Raw genomic sequence first — 19,161 nt, forward strand, 5'->3', positions numbered from 1 at the left:
TGGCGACAACGCTGGGCATTACCTTGCAAGGACGCACTCTTATCCGACATCAAGGAACCCACATGCCTGTACAGCCCCCCGCCCCAGCGGCAAACCCCACACGACAAGCGATTGCAGCGCAATTTCTCGGGCGCCCCACTTTGCGCACCGTCACCGCGCAAATGCTGGGCACCCACCTGGTGGAGAAGTACCCGCCCCTGACGCTGCCCGTCGCCGACCTTCGGCTGGCCGTCCCCCGCGAAGGCGGCGGCCGCGCCCTGCTGCCGTTGCTGGACGTTGCCCTGGACCATATCGCCGACGGCAGTTTCCCCGAGCTGACGGCACGCCAGAACCTGGATTGCTACCTGAGCGATGCCACTGGCACCCGGCTCGGTTCTCATGAGAACGGAGAGCGCCGCGACTTCGACCTGCGGGTTATCGAAGCCCTCATCCGGGAGCTGCCACGGGTGCTGTTCATCGGTTTTCAAGAAGCCTTGGCTGCGTACTGGGGACAGGACAGCGACGCAGGGAGCGTCCGCTGGAAGTGGCTGGCCGATGTGCTGCAAGGTGTGTTGCTCGAGGTCGCCACACGCCAGACCGGCCTCGCTGCCCAGCACATTGAAATACTCAGCGCGTTGAACCGTTATCCCGACCGGGCATCGCGCACGCTCAGCCCCGCCCCCGCCAACGAGGTCCACGCCTACACCTTGGAAACCCACTTGCAACGCGCCGGCAAGCGGCTGACCGTACAAGGCACCGAGATCCTGGTGGTGCGCGGTAAGCAAGCACTGCTTTTTCGCCTGAACGGTGAGATCCAGACCTACCCCGACCTGGAAACCTTCGGCCAGGCGTGGGGCGAGCAGTTGCAACAGCGCTTCATGGCCGAGCGCATCACCTGGCAGCAGTACGAACCCGACGGCAATATTTTCGAAGTGCAAGCGGCGCTCATCCTGAACCAGCAGTTGGACGATCTCGCGACTCTCCAGCTTCCCGCCCAATCCACGCGGCAAGCAGTGGAACGCCTGTTTGCCGTCACCACCGACCCTGCGCAGTGGCTGGCGCCATCAAACGCCACGTCGCCGGCAACGGTGGCGGCCATCCAGGCCGCCCTGCCGGATCATCTGCAAGCCACCAGCGCCGCCAACCGCCTGGCCTACCGACACACCCTGCTGGAAAACGCCAGCATCAAGCGCCAGACCCTTGGCGACGCCGACTTCGATAGCCTGGAAACACTGCGCGGCTATGCCACCGCGCATGTGAACCAGCAACTGTGCATGGACCGTGCGGTTGCCCAGGGCGGACTGCGCGCCTGCACCCATGAAGCGCTGGCGACCGGCTACGATGCTGGCGATCTGGAACTGACCTTTCATGTGCCGGTCGGTATCCTCGAAGGCGGTTACGTCGAACCGGTCGTCATGAACCTGGTCGACCTGGCCCTGAAGAACCTGTCGGGCCGCCCCAAAGGCCGCATGACAATACGCCACGTCAAAGGCCGCGCGATCGAAGCCTGGCTGACACCCGACTACCTCCTTCAACTGGTCCAGCGCGTCGACATCGGCAAAAACTACCCCGCTTACCTGCGCCGGGAGCTGATGGGGCAGACCGAAGCGGCACGCAAACGTCAACGCCTGTTCGAGCAACTGCGCCCCCTGCATCTGAAAACCCAGGCACTGGAGCGTTTGATCAAGGGCGAAGCCGGCCTCACCCAGCGTGGTTTCGAGTGTGTGAAAGCGCTGGTCAACCCCAACCCACTGGAGCGCCGGGTCAATGGCGAGGATATTGTCATCCGGCCGCTGGCCTTTGTACGCAAGCCAGGCGCCACCGCGGATGTGGTGCGCAATATGTTCGTCATCGAACCCCGCGACACGCAGTCGGGACCGCACCTGCTGTATCGACCGGCCTATGCCGAGGCGCTGCTGGAATACCCCAATCGCCAGCAGTTGCTGGCGGCCATCGTGCAACCCGGCGACCTGCAGGAGAGCGTACTGACCTGGTTGCCGGACCAGGCCAGGGCGGTCTACAGCAACGGCGGTTTCAACGAGCCTCACTACGTGCGCATCGGCATGGGCTCGGAGTTCGACAGCCTGCCCAGCGTGCCAAAGCCCGCCGAGCTGGCCGGTGCCGACGACGAAAGCAACGATGAAATAGGCCTGGCGCTGCGCAACGGCAGCCTCATGGAATATCTGTTCGGCAGTGAAACACAGCAACTGGTGGACCAGGCCGAAAGGGAGTCGACCTCCAACAGTGAAAGCCGCTGGGCGCTTATCCTTGAAGGCCTGCAACTGGGATTCAACACCCTGCTGCTGGTTGTACGCGGCCCCATGGCGGCAGTCGGTTGGCTGATGCAGGCCATGCATGGCGTAGTGAAGGACCTGCCGGCACTGGAGAGTGCCGATCCCACAGCCAGGGAGCTGGCGTGGATTGATCTGCTGCTCAATATCGGCATGGCGATGTTGCATCACGGATCGACCGGCGCGTCGCACGAAGAATCCCAGCGCGATGAACAGGCCACGATCCCTTTGCCCTTCAAGCACCCACTGCCAGGCCAGCGTCTGATCAGGCCGGCGGTGGTTGAACGAGGCGCTGTCGGCCTGCCTTCCGAGCCACCGGGGGGTGGTCGCACGCTGTTGGACTTTGATCGCTCCCTGGCCGGCGATGGCGCCTCGGCGGCGCTTTTCGAGCGACTGCGGGCCGTCAATGTGCCCTGGCCCACGCCGGCTCCCGAACCGGTCAATCTCGGGCCCTATCGGGGTTTGTACAAGATCAACGACCAATGGCATGCCTCGGTGGGAGGCTTGTTGTTCAGGGTCAACATCGTGCCGGGTTTCGGTGAAGTCTTTATCATTCACCCGCTCAAACCGGATCACCCGGGCATCAAGCTGAAAACCGACGGCAACGGCCATTGGACGCTGGACCGTGGTCTCAAGTTGCAGGGGGGCGGACGCAAGCGGTTGCAGGAGCTGCGCCATGAAAAACAACTTGAGAACGAAAGGTTGAAGGATCGCTTGCTCCAGCTCGCTCAGGAGGCGCAGTACCTCATGGTCCCCATTGATCAGGCAGGAGCGCAACTGGCATCCGCCCTCAAGGGCCTGGAGAAACAACTCAAGACCCTGCGAATCATTCAGGATCTGCTGCTCAAGGCTTCGCAAACCCAGCGTCCAGACCTGGAAATACGCCAACAGACTGAAATCTCCGAGTACAAACGCCTTCGCAACCAGTTTGGTGTATTGCTGCAGCACCTCGAAACTCAACTGTCCGAATCCCTGCCCGTGCGCTTTGAGTTGGCCACCTTGACCCGCCAGCTGGAGGCCGCCGCCATTGCCGACCTGCCCCTGATCAATGCGTCAACCATCCTGAAAGAGCTCTGGAACCAACAGTTGTTCCTCCACAAGATGCAATTGGAAGCGTTGGATTTTCATACCGCTACCGAGGCGGGCGAGCCATTGGCGGCATGGCACGAACGGATGCAACCGCGAATCGTCGCGGGAGACTTGACCCTCGTCGACGAAAACCTGCGGATGGTCACCGGTTACATCGACTACCTCGAACACATGGCCGCGCATTCCGCCACCATGGAAGCCACCCTCCAGCATCTGGGACAAGCGTCCGCTGCAGCGCGCGCGGTACGGCAGGAACTGCTGGCAGGCATTCCAATCGTTGAATTGTTTTTCTCCGACAACCTCAAGCTCAGCGCGCTGGAACTGCTTGCCAGCCTGAGCCAACTACGCTTCAAGATGCCTTCATCACTGTCTGCGTTGCAGTGGTATTACAAGGCGCGTTATCAGGTGTGCGGGCTGGACATAGGCCTGAAATCCCACATCGAGGTACGCAGCAGTACCGAATACCCGTTGGCCGAGCAACGCAATGTCTACGAGACAGTTCTCGATAAATACCAGCAGGCCGAGTTCGCCCTGAGGGCCCTCAAGACGCTGAAGCCCGATGCCTTGGGGCCCGAAGCCGAACGTGTGCTCAAGGGCCTCGAATTCGCCAGGGCGTTGGCGCAAAACGAACTGGAGGCGGTGGTCAGAGAACAGGAAGACCTCAAGGTCGAACTGCCACTGTCCAAGACACTGCGTGCCAAGCCCCCGGCAAAGCGCGTGTTCAAGACCCGCAAAAAGGAATACCTGATCGGAGAGTTCAAGCCCGCCGACGCGCATAACGGCGAGGAACACATCACCATCACCGACACGTTGCTGGGCAAGACCCTGGCTTCGTATAACCAGCATACGGACGGTTGGGCCCCCATCGACGAGGCAACCACCTCGACGCCGGCCCCGCAGCTTCGCTCACTCGCGACCCTCAAGAGTGAAGCCCAGGGATTGATCGGACAACGCCAGGACCTGGAGCAATTGGTCGCGGCGGACCAGGCGAAACTGGACAACCCCCTCACTCGCCAGGATGCCAATCCCGGCGAATGGGACACGCTGCTCAACGCGCAAGCCGAAAAACTTACCCAACTCGCCAATGAAATCAAACGCGACCATCTCGATGCACCCACGGCCCAGAACCTGATTGACGAATGCCTGGCGCAAGCCAAGGACATCAATCGCTGGGCACAGCGCATCTGCAGCGATGCCTACAAACGCCAGTGGCCGACAATGGAAAGCGTCGCCTACCTCTGGGACCACCAGCAGATCGATATCAACCTCACGAGCCAGGCCGACCCGCAACGCCCGACCCTCAGTGGAGACTTCTTCACCGAATACGCGGTGTACGACAAGGCGCAAAAACCGCCGGTGGTGTTGTGGTACGCCCATTTCCACTACGCCACCGCCGACGCGCCGCCCGATGGCTATACGCGGGCCCATCTGAAATTGCCGGAGCAACGCAAACTCACCCAGAAGGATTTGCTCAAGGCCCATGTGCAGGATTACCTGAGCCGCGTGAAAGACCCGGGCAGCGAACCCGTGACGAAAATCGTCTACGTGCTCATCACTCCACCGCTGGACAACCTGTTCCTCAAGATAGCGCCCAAGCCCAAGGGTGTTCAGGCGTGAACAAGGCCGGCTGACCAGAGGATGGGGTATTAGCGTGGTCGCCAGCGGGTACGACGGTCGACGTGGCGGTCACGTACCCGTTGGCGCCGTCTGTTCACACACTGAAACAGGCGCGCTCAAGCGCGGTACGACAAGGCTTGGCAAACGTGTCGGCGGCGACTCGACACAGTTCAAAACGCTTTTTCGAAACCTTCGCTGCATCGAGCTTGTACTTTCTCTGGCGCTTATCAACCTGAAGCCAAGGAAGTGCCTCTATGCCATCAGTACACAGCGCCTATCGACTCAGTTCCGCCCCGTTCAGCACTACGTTGCCGGCCATCATCAGCCAGGCGCCCGTCACACACTCACCCCTACTGGAGCGGCCAACCGCAGCGGCGAAACCCCGACGTGCCCGTCCTCCACTGCCAGGCCCGGGATCGAGGTTCCTTGCTCAGCTCAGCCCAGGCACGCCAGTAGTGCATGACTCGCCCGCCCAGGTGGTGGCTGACCAATTCGCAACACGGCCAACGGTGCGTTCGGTGGTGGCCTCCCTGCTGAATGAAGCCGTGAGGCATCGATACCCCACGCTGGAGTTCGACAGTGACAAGACCTCCGTGGCAGTGGCGACACAGTCCGATCCGCTGCAGTACCGGCTCAGGCCACTGGTGGACCTGGTGCTTGAACATCTGGCATCCGGCGCCGAACTGGACTTTAGCGACCGCTACGGCGAGCCGTGCAAGTGGGTCGACTCCACCAGCGGCAGCACGCTGAAAATCGTCGACGGCACAGGCAGTCGTGCAACGCCCCTGGATACGCAGACCGTCGAGCTGGCCATCGGCAGCCTGAAATCCTGCCTGAAGGATGCCTACGCCCAAGCACTGAGCCAGTATTGGGGCCAGGACGCCTTCGTGCAGGCCACGGGAGCAGGCGCTTCCGTCAGCCGCTGGCGGTGGCTCAGCGACACCCTCTGCGACACCCTGCGTATCGCCGGCCTCAAGCAGCCCGGCCTGGATGAGCGGCAGCGCGCAACCCTGGATCAGGTCACGCGCTACCCGGATACCCGTGAACGAACCCAGGTCCACGGCGCGAACGCCGCCAAGGTATTCACCCTCGACTCTATCCTGAAACACGGCCAGACCCGCGCTGACGTGCTGAGCCCGGACCTGTTGATCACCCACGAGGTCGACGGCCATACCGTCGTTCTGCAAGTGACGAGCGCGGGCGTCGTCACGCCCTATGAGTCCCTGGAGCAGTTTGCCGTGGCCTGGGAGCGTCAGCTCGGCGCGCAGTTCAGCTTCGACCGCCTGAACTGGAAGCGCGTGGAACCGGACGGCAACATCTTCGATATCCAGGCCGCCATTCTCCTGGACCGTCAATTGCAGAACCTCAATGCAATCAAGCTCCCCGCCCAGGGCAATGGGACCGATCTTGAACAACTGTTTTCCCAAGCCACCGATACCGCCGCGTGGTTCAGCACGAGTTCGCAGTTGCCGCCCAACCGGCTGGAGCAGTTCAAGCGCAACCTGCCCGATTGGCTGGCAAAGGCCGGCGAAGCCGAGCGCTTTGCCTACCAACGCCATATCCTGGACCTGGCCAGCAGCGTGCGACGCCATCAGGGCCGAAACTTCCTTACCGACATCCCGGACCTGCGCACCTACGCCGAACAACAACTCGATGCAGAACTGGCACCCAAGGGCTACACCGCCAAGGACCTGGAAATCACCTTCAAAGTCCCCGTGGGCAACATGGGCAGCGGCTATATCGAACCGGTCAGGATGAGCCTGGTGGACATGGCGCTGGAGAATCTCGCGGGGCTGCCCAAGGGAGCCATGGATATTCGCTTGCGCGGACAGCCGGTGAACGATCCCCAGATGGCGCAGACACTCAAGGACCTGATCAGCAAAGTCGACATCGGCCAGCACTATCCGGCCCTGCTCAACCAGCAGTTGCTCAGTGACACTGCCCAGGCCCGGGAACGTGCCGCACTGTTCTGCGAGCAAGTGCCGATCCAACTGGCCATGCAGGCGCTGGAACTCAAGTTGAAGGGGCAAGCGGGGATCAGCGCGAAAGGCTACCAGTTTGTCGAAGCCATTGCTCAACCCGGCGCCGGCGCGCGCCGGGTCGACGGCCAGGAAATCACCGTGCGTCCCCTGGCGTTCCTGCGCAAGCCGGGGGCCACGCCGGATGTGGTCGCCAACATGTTCCTGATCGAGCCCGTGGACCCCGCGAAAGGCCCGCACATCCTGTACGGCCCGCAACTGTCCCCGAGCCTGCAAGAGTTTCCCAGCCGCGATGCGCTGCTGGCCGCGATCCAGGAACCCGGCACGCTGCAACAGCGCATCCTGGCCTGGCTGCCGGACGAAAAAACCCGTGCGATCTACGGTAACGGCGGGTTCAAGACACCCAACATCGCCCGTTACGGCGTGTTCAACGAATTCGACGCCCCCAGCCAGCCCGCTCCCACCACCTTGGCGGTCGGTGGTTACCCGGCGGCACAGCAGTTGCACCACGATGTACAGAACGGCGACCTGATGCAATATTTGTTCAACGCCAACGCTCGCAGCCTGGTGACGCTGGCCGATAACCAATCCACCTCCGACGCCCAGAGTCGCTGGGCGTCCTGCAAGGAGCTGGGATGGCTGCTGTTCAACACACTGCTGCCCGTTTTACGCGGCCCGGGCGCGATGGTTGGCTGGCTGATGCAGTTGGCCAGCCTCGAGCACGACATCAAAGAAGGCAGTGAACCGAATACCCGTGATCCGGCCGCCAACATGGTCGATCTGCTGGTCAATGTCGGCACATTGCTGAGCCACACCGCCGTCACAACCAAGCCGGTCCGCCCCGTGGGTGACGTGCCTTTTGCACAACGCACGGAAGTCGAAATTGCGCTACGTCGCACCGATGCCGTCAGTCCTCCCTCGCAAATATTGGTCGAAGAGGGTGACCCCGCGTCCGCCCCCGGATTCATCGACAGCCAACGGGCGTTTGACTTCGCCTATTCCAGCCCGCGAGACCTGAGCCCTGCCCAATGGGCACACGTGCAGACATTCAGCGTACCCGCCCCTGCCGAACCGGGCACGGCGATCACTGAAGGGAGCTTGAAAGGCCTGTACCGTATTGATGACAAACTGCATGCGCACATTGGCAACCTGTGGTTCCGCGTGGCACGGGACCTGGACGGGATGTTCGTGATTGATCAGCAGGACAAGGCGCGCACAGGGCCGCCCCTGAAGCGCGATGACGCCGGCCGCTGGGATTTCGACCTCAGCCCCAAGCTCAGGGGGGGCATGCCCAAAGGCGGCATCGCACGTAAGATGGATGAAAACCTCAGGGCAGAGGCGCTGAAAGAGGCCGAGTTCGATCAGCAAACTGACAAAGTGAAGATGGCCTCGGATAGCTATCTCAAAACACTCAATGAGCTCAACAAAGACCTGGTTGGCGACAAAGACCTGGTTGGCTACGAAGGTGCCAGAAAGAAACTCATAACGCTATGGAAACTCACCCGAACGGACCCTTCGAGCGGACGTTTTGACGCTCAATATGCAGAACAACTGCGTACCACGGAAGCACTGAAAAGCAAGATCGACCAACATCTCACCCAGCTCGAACCCTACCTTGCTGAATTTCTGCAGCATGGCAGAAATGCCATCGAAGTCCTCCGGCCCAAAAAATTTGCTGACATCGATGATCTCCTGGAAAACAAGATGCGACGTTCGTTGCTTTATATGAGCATGTCAAAAGCGCTGAATAACTCGATTATCGTCTACAAACGACTGCTCCGAGAGAGCCAGGCGCACACCGCTCATGGCGAGCCCATGAACGAGCTGGTTCAAGAGCTTCGATCGGGTTCCGCAGCTGCGTACCCAAGAGTCATCGAAGGGACGAAAGCGATTTACCAGAACCGTGAAAAACTGTGGCAGGCCAAGCAAGCCTTCGCGACGTTGGAAGAAGAGTGGCGCAATGACTCCTCCTTCGCCGCCACAGAAGTCGATCATTACCTTGACCGCATAACAACGCGGCCTCCGATCATCGTAGCGCTCGAAGAAAAGTTAACACTTTTGAAGACGCTCAAGATACTCAGCGTCAACCGGTTTGCCAGAATCGCAGAGGGGTCAGACGCTCAGTTTTATGCAAATCGCTTTCACACAACGTCGCTGGACGCAGTGAGTCGGGCGTTTAGGGATCTGCACGAATATAGCGGCTACACGCTCGATGAACGCAAAGCGTTATTGCAAACCATCATCGACACCTACAAACAGAGCCTGCACGACAGCACTGCCCTATCTGAAACAAGCCCTGAGCTGTGCCGTCCCGAGTACCAAAATGTATTCCACCAACGCCTGAACGAATTCATCGCCGCTGCCGAACGTGATCTGGCCGATGTCGTCCGGGAAGAACTGCAACTGACGCCCCCCCGACCCGCGAGCAAGAAACGCCCGCCCAAAACAAAGAAACAGCAGGTGTTCAAAACCCGTGACAAAAAGACACTAACAGGCACCTTGCGTGAACCCAAGACTGCGCCGTTCAACATCATTGACGTGAAAGATCCCCAGACGGGGGAGACCCTCGCCAGCTACAGCGAACATGTCACCGAAGGCAAATGGGTTCAGATAGTTGAGGGACAACCGTCCGCCCCCCAGCTTCCTCGTCCGCCGAAATCACTGGCGACCTACAAAGAGGAAGCCGCCACAGTGATGGTGGAAGCCGCGCAGAAAGAGGCGTCGATCAAGCATCAGAAAAAGAAACTCGAGAAACCCGAAACCCGGGACACCGTTGATCCATTGGATTGGCACGATATGCTGCAACAGCGCGCCGACAAGTTGCGAGAACTGGCCCAGCAAGCCGAGCACCACCAGGGAACGCGTCCGGAAACCGCTGAGCTCGTGGCCCGTTGGAGAAACGAGGCGGATGAGCTACAGCGCAAAGCACGGCAATATGCGGCGGATGGTTATTTCGCAGTGAAACCCAAGCCGGAGAATGTCGACTTCCTCTGGCGCAACGGCTTCGTCGATATCAACCTGGTGCGGCGCGATATACCCACCGCAAGCGGCGACGTCTTCACCGAGTACGTGGTCAGGAAAAAAGGCACTGTGGAGCCGTTGTGGTTTGCGCACTTTCACTACCCACAACCCGGCGCACCGCGTGACACGTACACGGCGGCGCACCTGAAGATACCCGCCCAGCGCTACCTGACCCAGAAAGACCTGGTCAACGAGCCGGGTTCTGCCGGGGCGGTGGATCTTGTCCGTGCGCAGATTGGCAAGCCACTGGATGAGAAACTGTTCCTGAAACTGTAACCCGCAAAAAAGCCGCACCCTGTGCGGCTTTTTCGGAGGCGGCGACTCAGTGCGCAAACAGCGAGTTGCCCTTCTGCCCCGCCAGTTTCTCCGGTTTGATCAGGAAACGCGCCAGGGCCGGCAACAGCCACAGCGCACCGAACATGTTCCACAGCAACATGAAGGTCAGCATCAGACCCATGTCGGCCTGGAACTTGATGGCCGAGAAAATCCAGGTGCACACGCCGATCGCCAGACACAGGCCGGTGAATAGCACGGCTTTACCGGTGGACTTGAGGGTCTGGTAATAGGCTTCTTGCAACGGCAAACCGGCACGCAGGAAGCTCTCCAGGCGGCTGTAGATGTAGATGCCGTAGTCCACGCCAATCCCCACGCCGAGGGCCACCACCGGCAAGGTCGCGACCTTGACGCCGATGCCCATGAATGCCATCAGCGCGTTGCCCAGCACCGAGGTCAGCACCAGCGGCAGCACGATGCACAGCGTCGCGGCCCAGGAGCGGAAGGTGATCATGCACATGGTCGCCACGCACAGGTACACCAGGATCAGGATGGTCAGTTCCGACTCCTTGATCACTTCGTTGGTGGCCGCTTCGATCCCGGCGTTACCGGCGGCGAGGATGAATTCCAGGCCGTCCTTGTTGTTTTCCCTGGCAAAGTCCTGCACGGCATGCACCGCACGGTCGAGGGTCTCGGCCTTGTGGTCGTTGAGGAACACCAGCACCGGCGCCAGGGAACAGTTGTTGTTGTACAGGCCATCGGCACGGGCGATGGAGTTGTTCAGCACATCCGGGTTGCGCGACAGGGTTTCCCATTTCAGGTTGCCCTCGTTCATGCCCTTGATCATCTGCTTGGACACGGTCACCAGCGAAATCGCCGACTGCACGCCCTCGGTGTTCTGCATCTTCCACATCAGTTGGTCGATGGGCGCCATGGCTTCATAGCGCGAGCAACCTTCGGCCTTCGTCTTGACCATCACCACCAGCACGTCGGAACTGGTGGAGTAATTGCTGATGATGAAGTTGTTGTCCTTGTTGTAGCGCGAGTCCGGGCGCAACTCCGGCGCACCCTGGTCAAGGTCGCCGATCTTCAGGTTCTGGCTGTACCAGAGGCCGCCGCCAAAGGCGACAAGCGCCAGGGCGATGGAGATCGGCGCGACTTTCGGGTTGGCAAAATTCGACAGCAGGCGCCAGAACGAATGTTCGCGATTCGCGTCTTTCTTGCTCTTGGCGATGGCGCGCTTGCTGATACCGACATAGGAGATCGCTACCGGCAACAGGATCAGGTTGGTAAACACGATCACCGCTACGCCGATGGACGCGCCGATCGCCAGTTCACGGATTACACCGATGTCGATGATCAACAGCGTGATGAAGCCCACCGCGTCGGCCAGGATTGCGATCATCCCCGGCAGGAACAGTTGCCGGAAGGTACGCCGGGCGGCGGTCAGCGCATTGTCCGCCTCGCTGGACTGCAGCGCGATGCCGTTGATCTTCTGCACGCCGTGAGAGATCCCGATGGCGAAGATCAGGAACGGCACCAGCATCGAATAGGGATCAAGGCCGAAACCGAAGAAGTGCATCAACCCCAGCTGCCAGATCACCGCCACCAGCGTGGTGCTCAACACGGCGACTGTGCTGCGCAGGCAGTTGGTGAACCACAGCAGCAGGATCAGGGTGATAACGAACGCGATGCCGAAGAACATCACCACCATGACCAGGCCGTCGATCAGGTCACCGACCTTCTTGGCGAAGCCGACGATGTGGATCTTGACGTTGGGGTTCTGGGCTTCGAACTTGTCGCGGATCTTGTCTTCCAGTTCGTGGGAGAACTTGCGGTAGTCCAGGGCCAGCAACTTGCCCTGGTCCTGCGGGTCCGGGTAGGACTCCAACAGCGGGATGTCGACAATGCTCGACTTGAAATCGTTGGCCACCAGTCGCCCGACCTGGCCAGACTTGAGCACGTTGTTGCGCAGTTGATCGAGACTTTCCGGCGAGCCGTTGTAGCTCTGCGGGATCACTTCACCGCCGGCAAACCCCTCTTCGGTCACTTCGGTCCAGCGTACGCTGGGGCTCCACAGCGACTTGAGCCCCGAACGATCGACGCCGGAGATGTAGAACACCTCGTCGTTGATCTGCCGCAGAGTCTCCATGTACTCCCTGGTAAAAATATCACCGTCCCTGGCCTCCACCGAGATGCGCACCGTATTGCCCAGGTTGGCCAGGTCGTTGCGGTGTTCCATCATCTTTTCGATGAAGGGGTGCTTGAGGGGGATCATCTTTTCAAAACTGGTGGACGGGCGTATCAACGTTGCCTGCCAGAACAGGAAAATACTCACCAGCAGGCAGATCACGATCACTGCCGGGCGGTTGTTGAAGATCAGGCGCTCAAGAAAGGTCGCTTTATCGTTGTGATGACTGCTCATGGTTCCCCGCCTTCTTCTTATTTTGGCTCTTTATTTCAGGAGCAGTTCGGCGCCAGTCGGCGTGGCAACCCGCACCCCACCCTGCCCGGCCAGAATCAAGTTGCCGTTGCCGGCCGCCGTGACTGACGACAGCGAAATCCGGTCCGGACGGTTGAACACGCTGAAGGTCAGCCCATCGTCATGGCTGACCACCACACTGCCGCCGTTGCCCACCACGACGATGGCACCGTCATCCAGCAACGCCGCGCCCGACAAACCAAACTCCAGCGCTCCCCGCGCCGCGTTCAATTCGACCTGTTCCCAGGTACTGCCGAAATCCGTGGAGCGGTACAGGTTGCCGCGCAAGCCGTAGGCCAACAGCGTTTGCGCTTGGGCGGTGCCGATCACGCCAAACAACGAACCCTCGTAGGGGCCTTCGAGTTTTTCCCAGGTCTGGCCGTCGTCACTGGAGCGGAACATGCTGCCCTGCTCGCCGACGATGAACAGGCCGGCATCCTTGATGTGGGCAATGGCGTTGAGGTGATACTGGTCTTCGTTGTCGAGGCGGTCGCTGACGTCATTCCAGGTCTTGCCACCGTCGGTGGTTTCAATCAGCGCACCGTAGGCGCCCACGGCCAGGCCGTGGTTCGCGTCGTTGAACCACACATCGAGTAGAGGCGCTTCGCGCTTGAGGTCCTGATACTGCTGGCTCCAGGTCGCGCCGCCGTCGGTGCTGGCGAGGATCTGTGCATCGTGGCCGACCGCCCAGCCTTGCTTGTCATCGACAAAAAACACCGCCGTGAGCAATTGCCGGGTGGGGACTTTGGCTTGGGTCCAGGTGCTGCCCTGGTCGTCCGAATAGAGGATGTGCCCGCGATCACCGACCGCCACCAGGCGCTTGCCTGCGTGGACCACGTCGATCATCAGGCCCTTGGCGGCCTTGGGGGATTCAATCGCAAAAGTGGTATCGCCGGCGGCCTGGACGGAGGTCGACAACGCGGCTGACGCTACCCCCAGTCCAAACAGCGAGAGCGCTGCGGCCAGCATCGCAACCCTGCGTGCGGCGCGTGGGCGGCAGACAACCCAACCCATGACAGGCTCACTCATAGACCCTTCTCCCATTTATTATTGTTATCGCTCGCCTTCCGGGGCCTTGGAACCTGCAATCTAGAGCGCCTGGAGGAAGCAGGGGCCATCCTATCGGGCTTTCGAATCGTCTGACAATCGGCGCTACGTTATCTTTTGTTAACTGAAGGCATTTGGCCCCATGGTGAATGTAGCTGCATTCGCCGGGGTGATTGCCAGCGCACAAATGAATTTTTATTCCATCTATTGAATTTAAGGAATTTTTATTCCATTAATAGCCTTCCTGAAAACAATAATCCAAAGGACCACGGCGATGCGTGAACTCGGAATCGGCTTGATCGGCACAGGCTTCATGGGCCGCGCCCATGCATTGGCATTCAATAACGCCCGTGCGGTATTCGAACTGCCGGTACACCTCAAGCTGGCCGCCCTGGCCGATGCCGACAGCGAACGCGCCCGGCGCTGTGCCACCGCCTGGGGGTTTGCCCAGGCCCATGGCGATTGGCAGGCGCTGATCAATGATCCGAGCGTCGATGTGGTGGCTATCACCACGCCCAACCATTTGCACTATCCCATGGCCATGGCCGCGATAGCCGCGGGCAAGGCGGTGTACTGCGAAAAACCCCTGGCCGTGAGCCTGGAACAGGCCGACGCCATGCGCCGCGCCGCCAGTGCCGCCGGGGTGGTGACGCGGGTCGGCTACAACTACCAGCACAACCCGATGATCACACTGGCGCGGCAGATGATAGCCAGCGGCGAGCTCGGCGAAATCATCAGCTTCCAGGGCGAGTTCAGCGAGGACTTCATGGCCGACCCGGCCTCCCCGTGGTCATGGCGGTGCGAAGTCGAACATGCCGGTGGCGCCCTGGCGGACCTGGGCAGTCATTTGTTGTCGATGGCCCGTTATCTGGTGGGGGATGTGCTGAGCGTGTGCGCCGACACCCAGACCGTCCATGGCCAGCGCCCTGCCGTCAAAGGCAGCGCCGAGCTGAGATCCATCGCCGTGGATGACCAGGTGCATGCCCTGCTGCGTTTCGCCAATGGCGCACGTGGCACCGTCAGCAGCAGTTGGCTCAAGCACGGCTACAAGAACCACCTGAGTTTCGAGATCAGCGGGACGCAAGGCACCCTGGCGTTCGATCAGGAACGCTTGAATGAATTGCAGGTGTGCCGCGTGGGTCAGGAGGGGTTCCAGCGTTTGCTCGCCGGCCCTGCCCTGCCGGGTTATGCGGCGTTCAGCCCGGCGGCGGGGCATCAACTGGGGTACAACGAACTGAAGACGCTGGAGGTGCAGGAGTTGATTCTGGCGCTGGCAGGCCAAGGTGCGGATGGCACGGACTTTGAAGCGGCGTGGGAGGTTGAGCGACTGGCAACGGCGATTCGCGTAGCGGCCAAAGAAGAGCGCTGGGTAACCGTGAACGCCGTCTGAAACACAGCACAGGTCGAATGTGGGAGGGTGCTTGCCCCCTCCCACATTCGGATCATAGACAATTCGAGGTCAGCGCAAGGCCCGGCGCAGTACTTTGCCGACGGTGGTCTTGGGCAGTTCAGTGCTACGGAACTCCACGAACTTGGGCACCTTGTACCCTGTCAGGTACTCCCGGCAATGCGCCAGAATCTGCTCCTGCGTGAGGTTCGGGTCCTTGCGCACCACGATGATTTTCACCCTCTCCCCCGTCACGCCATCTTCCACCCCAATCGCCGCCACTTCGCCCACGCCTGGATGCAGCGCCACCACATCCTCGATTTCATTGGGGTACACGTTGAAGCCCGAGACCAGGATCATGTCCTTCTTGCGGTCCACCAGGCGGATATAGCCGCGCTCGTCCATTACGCCGATATCGCCGGTCGACAGCCAGCCGTCGGCGTCCAGCACCTCGGCGGTCGCCTCAGGGCGTTTCCAGTAGCCCTGCATCACCTGCGGCCCGCGCACTTGCAGTTCGCCCTGCTCGCCGATGTCGGCCAGTTCGCCGTCTTCGCGCATGAAGCGCACCCAGGTCGACGGCAAGGGCACGCCGATGCTGCCGGTGAACTCCATCTCACGCATGCGCGCAATGTTGATCGGGCTGATGCTCACCACCGGCGAACACTCGGTCAGGCCGTAGCCTTCGATGATCGGCAGCCCGGTGACTTCTTTCCAGCGCTTGGCCACCGCCGTGTGGGTGGCCATGCCGCCGGCGATCACCATGCGCAGGTCGGAAAAGTCCCGCGCACAGAACTCCTTGTTCTCCAGCAAGCCGTTGAACAATGTGTTGACCCCGGCAATGCCGTTGAAACGCTCCTTGCGCAGGATCATCTGCACCCGTTTCACGTCCCGTGGGTTGGCGATCAGGATGTTGCGCCCGCCCAGGCACATGAACATCAGGCAATTCACCGTCAGGGAAAAGATGTGGTACAGCGGCAGCAAGGTGACGTTGGTTTCCTGCTTGTCCTGGTCCAGTTGGTCCCCCACCCACGCCTTGGCCTGCAGCAGGTTGGCGATGATATTGCGGTGGCTGAGCATCACGCCCTTGGCGTCGCCGGTGGTGCCGCCGGTGTATTGCAGAAACGCCAGGTCGTCCAGATGCATCCCCACCGGAAAATGGTTGAGTGCCCGCCCCTGTTTCAGCACTTGGTTGAAGCGCACCGAACCGCGCAGGTTGAACGCCGGCACCTGTTTTTGCACACGGCGCAGGATGAAATTCATCGCTGCGCCCTTGAAGGTGCCGAGCAGGTCACCGATGGCCGCGATCACCACGCGCTTGACGCTGCTGCCGGTGATGACTTTTTCCAGGGTGTGGGCGAAGTTCTCGAAGATCACCACGGTTTCTGCGCCGCTGTCCTTGAGCAGATGCTTGAGCTCATGGGCGGTGTACAACGGGTTGACATTGACTACTACCGCACCGGCCAGGATCGTGCCCAACAGGCAGATCGGGTACTGCAAGCAGTTGGGCATCATCAGCGCCACGCGGTCGCCCTGTTTGACCCCCTGCCCCTGCAGCCAGGCCGCAAAAGCGTAGCCTTGCACCTGCCAGTCGGCATAGGTCATTTCGGTGCCGATGCTGACGTACGCGACCCGCTCGCGAAACTTATCCAGGTGCTCCAGGAACACCTCGCGCAACGACGGATAGTCCTCGATACCGGCATCGATATCCGCCGGGACGCCAGGCAGGTAAGCGTTCAACCAGACCCGTTCGGTGTGTTCCAGGCTTACAGCGTTCATGGCAGTCTCCTTGTTGTTGTTTTTGATAGAGCTACTTTTCGACGATGGCGGTAATGCCCAGCCCGCCCGCCGCGCAGATGGAAATCAGGCCGCGCCCACCCCCGTTCTCGTGAATGAGCTTGGCCAGCGCCGCCAGTTGGCGGCCACCGGTGGCCGCAAACGGGTGGCCGCAACCGAGTGAGCCACCGTTGACGTTCATTTTTGCGCGGTCAATGGCCCCCAGCGGTGCCTCCAGGCCTAGGCGCTCGCGGCAATAATCGGCGTCTTCCCAGGCCTTGAGCGTGCACAGCACCTGGGCGGCAAAGGCTTCGTGGATCTCGAAGAAATCAAAGTCGTTGAAGCTCAAACCTTCACGCTGGAGCATGCGCGGCACTGCGTAGGCCGGGGCCATCAACAGGCCTTCGGTGCCGTCGACGAAGTTCACCGCGGCGGTTTCGCCGGTACGCAGGTAGGCCAGCACCGGCCAGCCGTGTTCGGCGGCCCACGCCTCGCTGGCCAATAACACCACCGAAGCGCCATCGGTCAGCGGCGTGGAATTGCCCGCCGTGAGCGTGCCGTCCTGGCGGTCGTAGGCCGGGGCCAGGCCGGCGAGTTTCTCCAGGCTGGCGTCGGCGCGCAGGTTGTTGTCCTTTGCCAGCCCGCGATGGGGGCTGATCAGATCGTCGAAGAAGCCGCGCTTGTAGGCCGCTTCCAGGCGCTGATGGCTGGTGAGGGTCAACTCATCCTGGGCCAGTCGCTTGATCTGCCAGCGCTTGGCCATTGCTTCGCAGTGCTCGCCCATGGACAAGCCAGTGCGTGGCTCGCCATTGCGCGGCAGCAATGGTTTGAAGAACATCGACGGCCGAACCTTGAGCAACGTCTTGAACTTGGCGCCCATGCCCTTGGCGCGGTTGGCAGCGAGCAAGGTGTGGCGCAGGGATTCGTTGATGCCGATCGGTGCGTCGGAGGTGGTATCGGAACCGCCAGCAACGCCCACCTCGATCTGGCCCAGGGCGATTTTGTTCGCCACCAGCAAGGCCGCTTCCAGGCCGGTGCCGCAGGCTTGCTGCACGTCGTAGGCCGGCGTGTCCGGGGACAAGGTGGTAGAGAGCAACGACTCACGTGCCAGGTTGAAATCCCGCGAGTGCTTGATCACCGCCCCGGCGGCAAACTCACCGAGGCGCTGGCCGTGCAGGTTGTAACGGTCGACCAGGCCCTGCAAGGCGGCCACCATCAGGTCCTGGTTGCTGTCGTGGGCGTACACCGTGTTGGAGCGGGCAAACGGGATGCGGTTGCCGCCGATAATCGCCACGCGGCGAGCCGGCGGCGGGTTGAAGCTGTAGTCACTCATCGAACGCTCTCATTCCAAATGAATAGGCCACGCATATGGGGCTTGTCGCCAGCGAAGTTGCGCACTTCGAATTCACGGCGCGGGCCGGTCACGGGGCGATTCCACAGCGCTACCTGGCCGGGCAGGAAGACCGGCAGCTTGAAGTCGCAATGAGCCTCGGCCTGGTCCAGCCCGCCGGGCGGTTGCTGGGCGGCGAGCGCCCGGCCCAGGGTCCACATGCCATGGGCGATGGCGCGGCGGAAACCGAAGAGTTTCGCGCCGATCAGCGAGGTGTGAATCGGGTTGAAATCCCCCGACACCCTGGCGAAACGCCGGCCCAGGTCGGCGGGCAACACCCAGCGTTGGGTGCGCAACAGACCCTCCTCCTGCAACGGCAACACGTCGTCCCACGGCTGGCCGACCGGGTCCTTGACGTCCCGGCGCAGGTACAGGCTGTCGCTCTCCCAGACCAGGGTGTCGGCGCCGTAGGCACGGGTGGCGATGCTCAGCGCCTGGCCTTTGGGATGGGCGACCCAGCGCTCGGCGTACACCTCCAGGCGCAACGCCTGGCCCGGGTGCAGGCGCTGGTGCTGGCGAATGCGATTGGCCAGGTGCACCATGCCACTGGCCGGGTACGGGAAGCTTGGGCGCGTGAGCAGCATCAGGTGCAGCGGGAACGCCAGCACATGGGGATAGGACAACGGCACACCCTGCTCGCGGCGAAAACCGCAGGCGCGGCCATAGGCCTCAATGCCGGCGCCGGACAACTCTGCGGCCGCGCGCACCAGGCGCTCCCTGGGCAGCACCGGCGCGCCGTCGAGTTTGGGTTTGCGCAAGGCGCGCACGCCATCCAGCAGCAAGCGGGTGCGCGATGGCGGCGGGTCGATAATCTGCGTCACATAGTCCATGGC

The 19,161-nt window shown here is 61.3% G+C and carries 8 protein-coding genes; 3 read left to right on the forward strand and 5 right to left on the reverse strand.

Annotated features, from left to right (window positions below; all coding sequences use genetic code 11):
• The first annotated feature begins 62 nt into the window (after positions 1–62).
• On the forward strand, positions 63–4,976 hold the full coding sequence (locus BMX59_RS10040) for a dermonecrotic toxin domain-containing protein (RefSeq protein WP_093121218.1): 4,914 nt from the start codon (positions 63–65) through the stop codon (positions 4,974–4,976).
• A gap of 455 nt (positions 4,977–5,431) precedes the next feature.
• Positions 5,432–10,252: a dermonecrotic toxin domain-containing protein gene (locus BMX59_RS10045; protein WP_256572945.1), complete on the forward strand. Its 4,821-nt coding sequence runs from the start codon at positions 5,432–5,434 to the stop codon at positions 10,250–10,252.
• Positions 10,253–10,298: 46 nt separating this feature from the next.
• On the opposite strand, the gene BMX59_RS10050 is transcribed toward BMX59_RS10045, so the two are convergent.
• Both BMX59_RS10050 and BMX59_RS10055 read right to left on the reverse strand, forming a co-directional pair.
• Complete coding sequence (locus tag BMX59_RS10050) at positions 10,299–12,674, reverse strand: efflux RND transporter permease subunit (RefSeq protein ID WP_092244229.1); 2,376 nt, start codon at positions 12,672–12,674, stop codon at positions 10,299–10,301.
• A 30-nt stretch (positions 12,675–12,704) separates the two neighbouring features.
• The gene (locus BMX59_RS10055) at positions 12,705–13,745 is read right to left on the reverse strand and encodes a WD40/YVTN/BNR-like repeat-containing protein (RefSeq protein WP_092244232.1); all 1,041 of its coding nucleotides are present in this window, start codon (positions 13,743–13,745) and stop codon (positions 12,705–12,707) included.
• A gap of 307 nt (positions 13,746–14,052) precedes the next feature.
• Between BMX59_RS10055 and BMX59_RS10060 the strand changes: the two genes are divergently transcribed.
• Positions 14,053–15,168, forward strand: coding sequence for a Gfo/Idh/MocA family protein (locus tag BMX59_RS10060; protein WP_093121219.1), 1,116 nt, complete (start codon positions 14,053–14,055; stop codon positions 15,166–15,168).
• A 69-nt stretch (positions 15,169–15,237) separates the two neighbouring features.
• Here BMX59_RS10060 and BMX59_RS10065 read toward each other — a convergent pair whose 3' ends face one another.
• From BMX59_RS10065 to BMX59_RS10075, 3 genes are read right to left on the reverse strand one after another with little or no spacing between them, the layout of a single operon-like run.
• Positions 15,238–16,941, reverse strand: coding sequence for an AMP-binding protein (locus BMX59_RS10065; protein WP_071487964.1), 1,704 nt, complete (start codon positions 16,939–16,941; stop codon positions 15,238–15,240).
• A gap of 31 nt (positions 16,942–16,972) precedes the next feature.
• Positions 16,973–18,271, reverse strand: a complete 1,299-nt coding sequence (locus BMX59_RS10070; protein WP_092244238.1) for an acetyl-CoA C-acetyltransferase — start codon at positions 18,269–18,271, stop codon at positions 16,973–16,975.
• The gene (locus BMX59_RS10075; RefSeq protein WP_093121220.1) at positions 18,268–19,158 is read right to left on the reverse strand and encodes a MaoC/PaaZ C-terminal domain-containing protein; all 891 of its coding nucleotides are present in this window, start codon (positions 19,156–19,158) and stop codon (positions 18,268–18,270) included. The genes BMX59_RS10070 and BMX59_RS10075 overlap by 4 nt, the downstream gene beginning before the upstream one ends.
• Positions 19,159–19,161: the final 3 nt, after the last annotated feature.

Origin of the sequence: Pseudomonas sp. NFR09 (genome assembly GCF_900111535.1) — a bacterium.
In the GTDB taxonomy this organism is placed as follows: domain Bacteria; phylum Pseudomonadota; class Gammaproteobacteria; order Pseudomonadales; family Pseudomonadaceae; genus Aquipseudomonas; species Aquipseudomonas extremorientalis.

Excerpts from the sequence above, each read along its gene's own strand:
- BMX59_RS10070 (WP_092244238.1), bottom strand. The coding sequence starts at position 18,271 with ATGAGTGACTACAGCTTCAACCCGCCGCCGGCTCGCCGCGTGGCGATT.
- BMX59_RS10060 (WP_093121219.1), top strand. The coding sequence starts at position 14,053 with ATGCGTGAACTCGGAATCGGCTTGATCGGCACAGGCTTCATGGGCCGC.
- BMX59_RS10055 (WP_092244232.1), bottom strand. The coding sequence starts at position 13,745 with ATGGGTTGGGTTGTCTGCCGCCCACGCGCCGCACGCAGGGTTGCGATG.
- BMX59_RS10075 (WP_093121220.1), bottom strand. The coding sequence starts at position 19,158 with ATGGACTATGTGACGCAGATTATCGACCCGCCGCCATCGCGCACCCGC.
- BMX59_RS10065 (WP_071487964.1), bottom strand. The coding sequence starts at position 16,941 with ATGAACGCTGTAAGCCTGGAACACACCGAACGGGTCTGGTTGAACGCT.
- BMX59_RS10050 (WP_092244229.1), bottom strand. The coding sequence starts at position 12,674 with ATGAGCAGTCATCACAACGATAAAGCGACCTTTCTTGAGCGCCTGATC.
- BMX59_RS10040 (WP_093121218.1), top strand. The coding sequence starts at position 63 with ATGCCTGTACAGCCCCCCGCCCCAGCGGCAAACCCCACACGACAAGCG.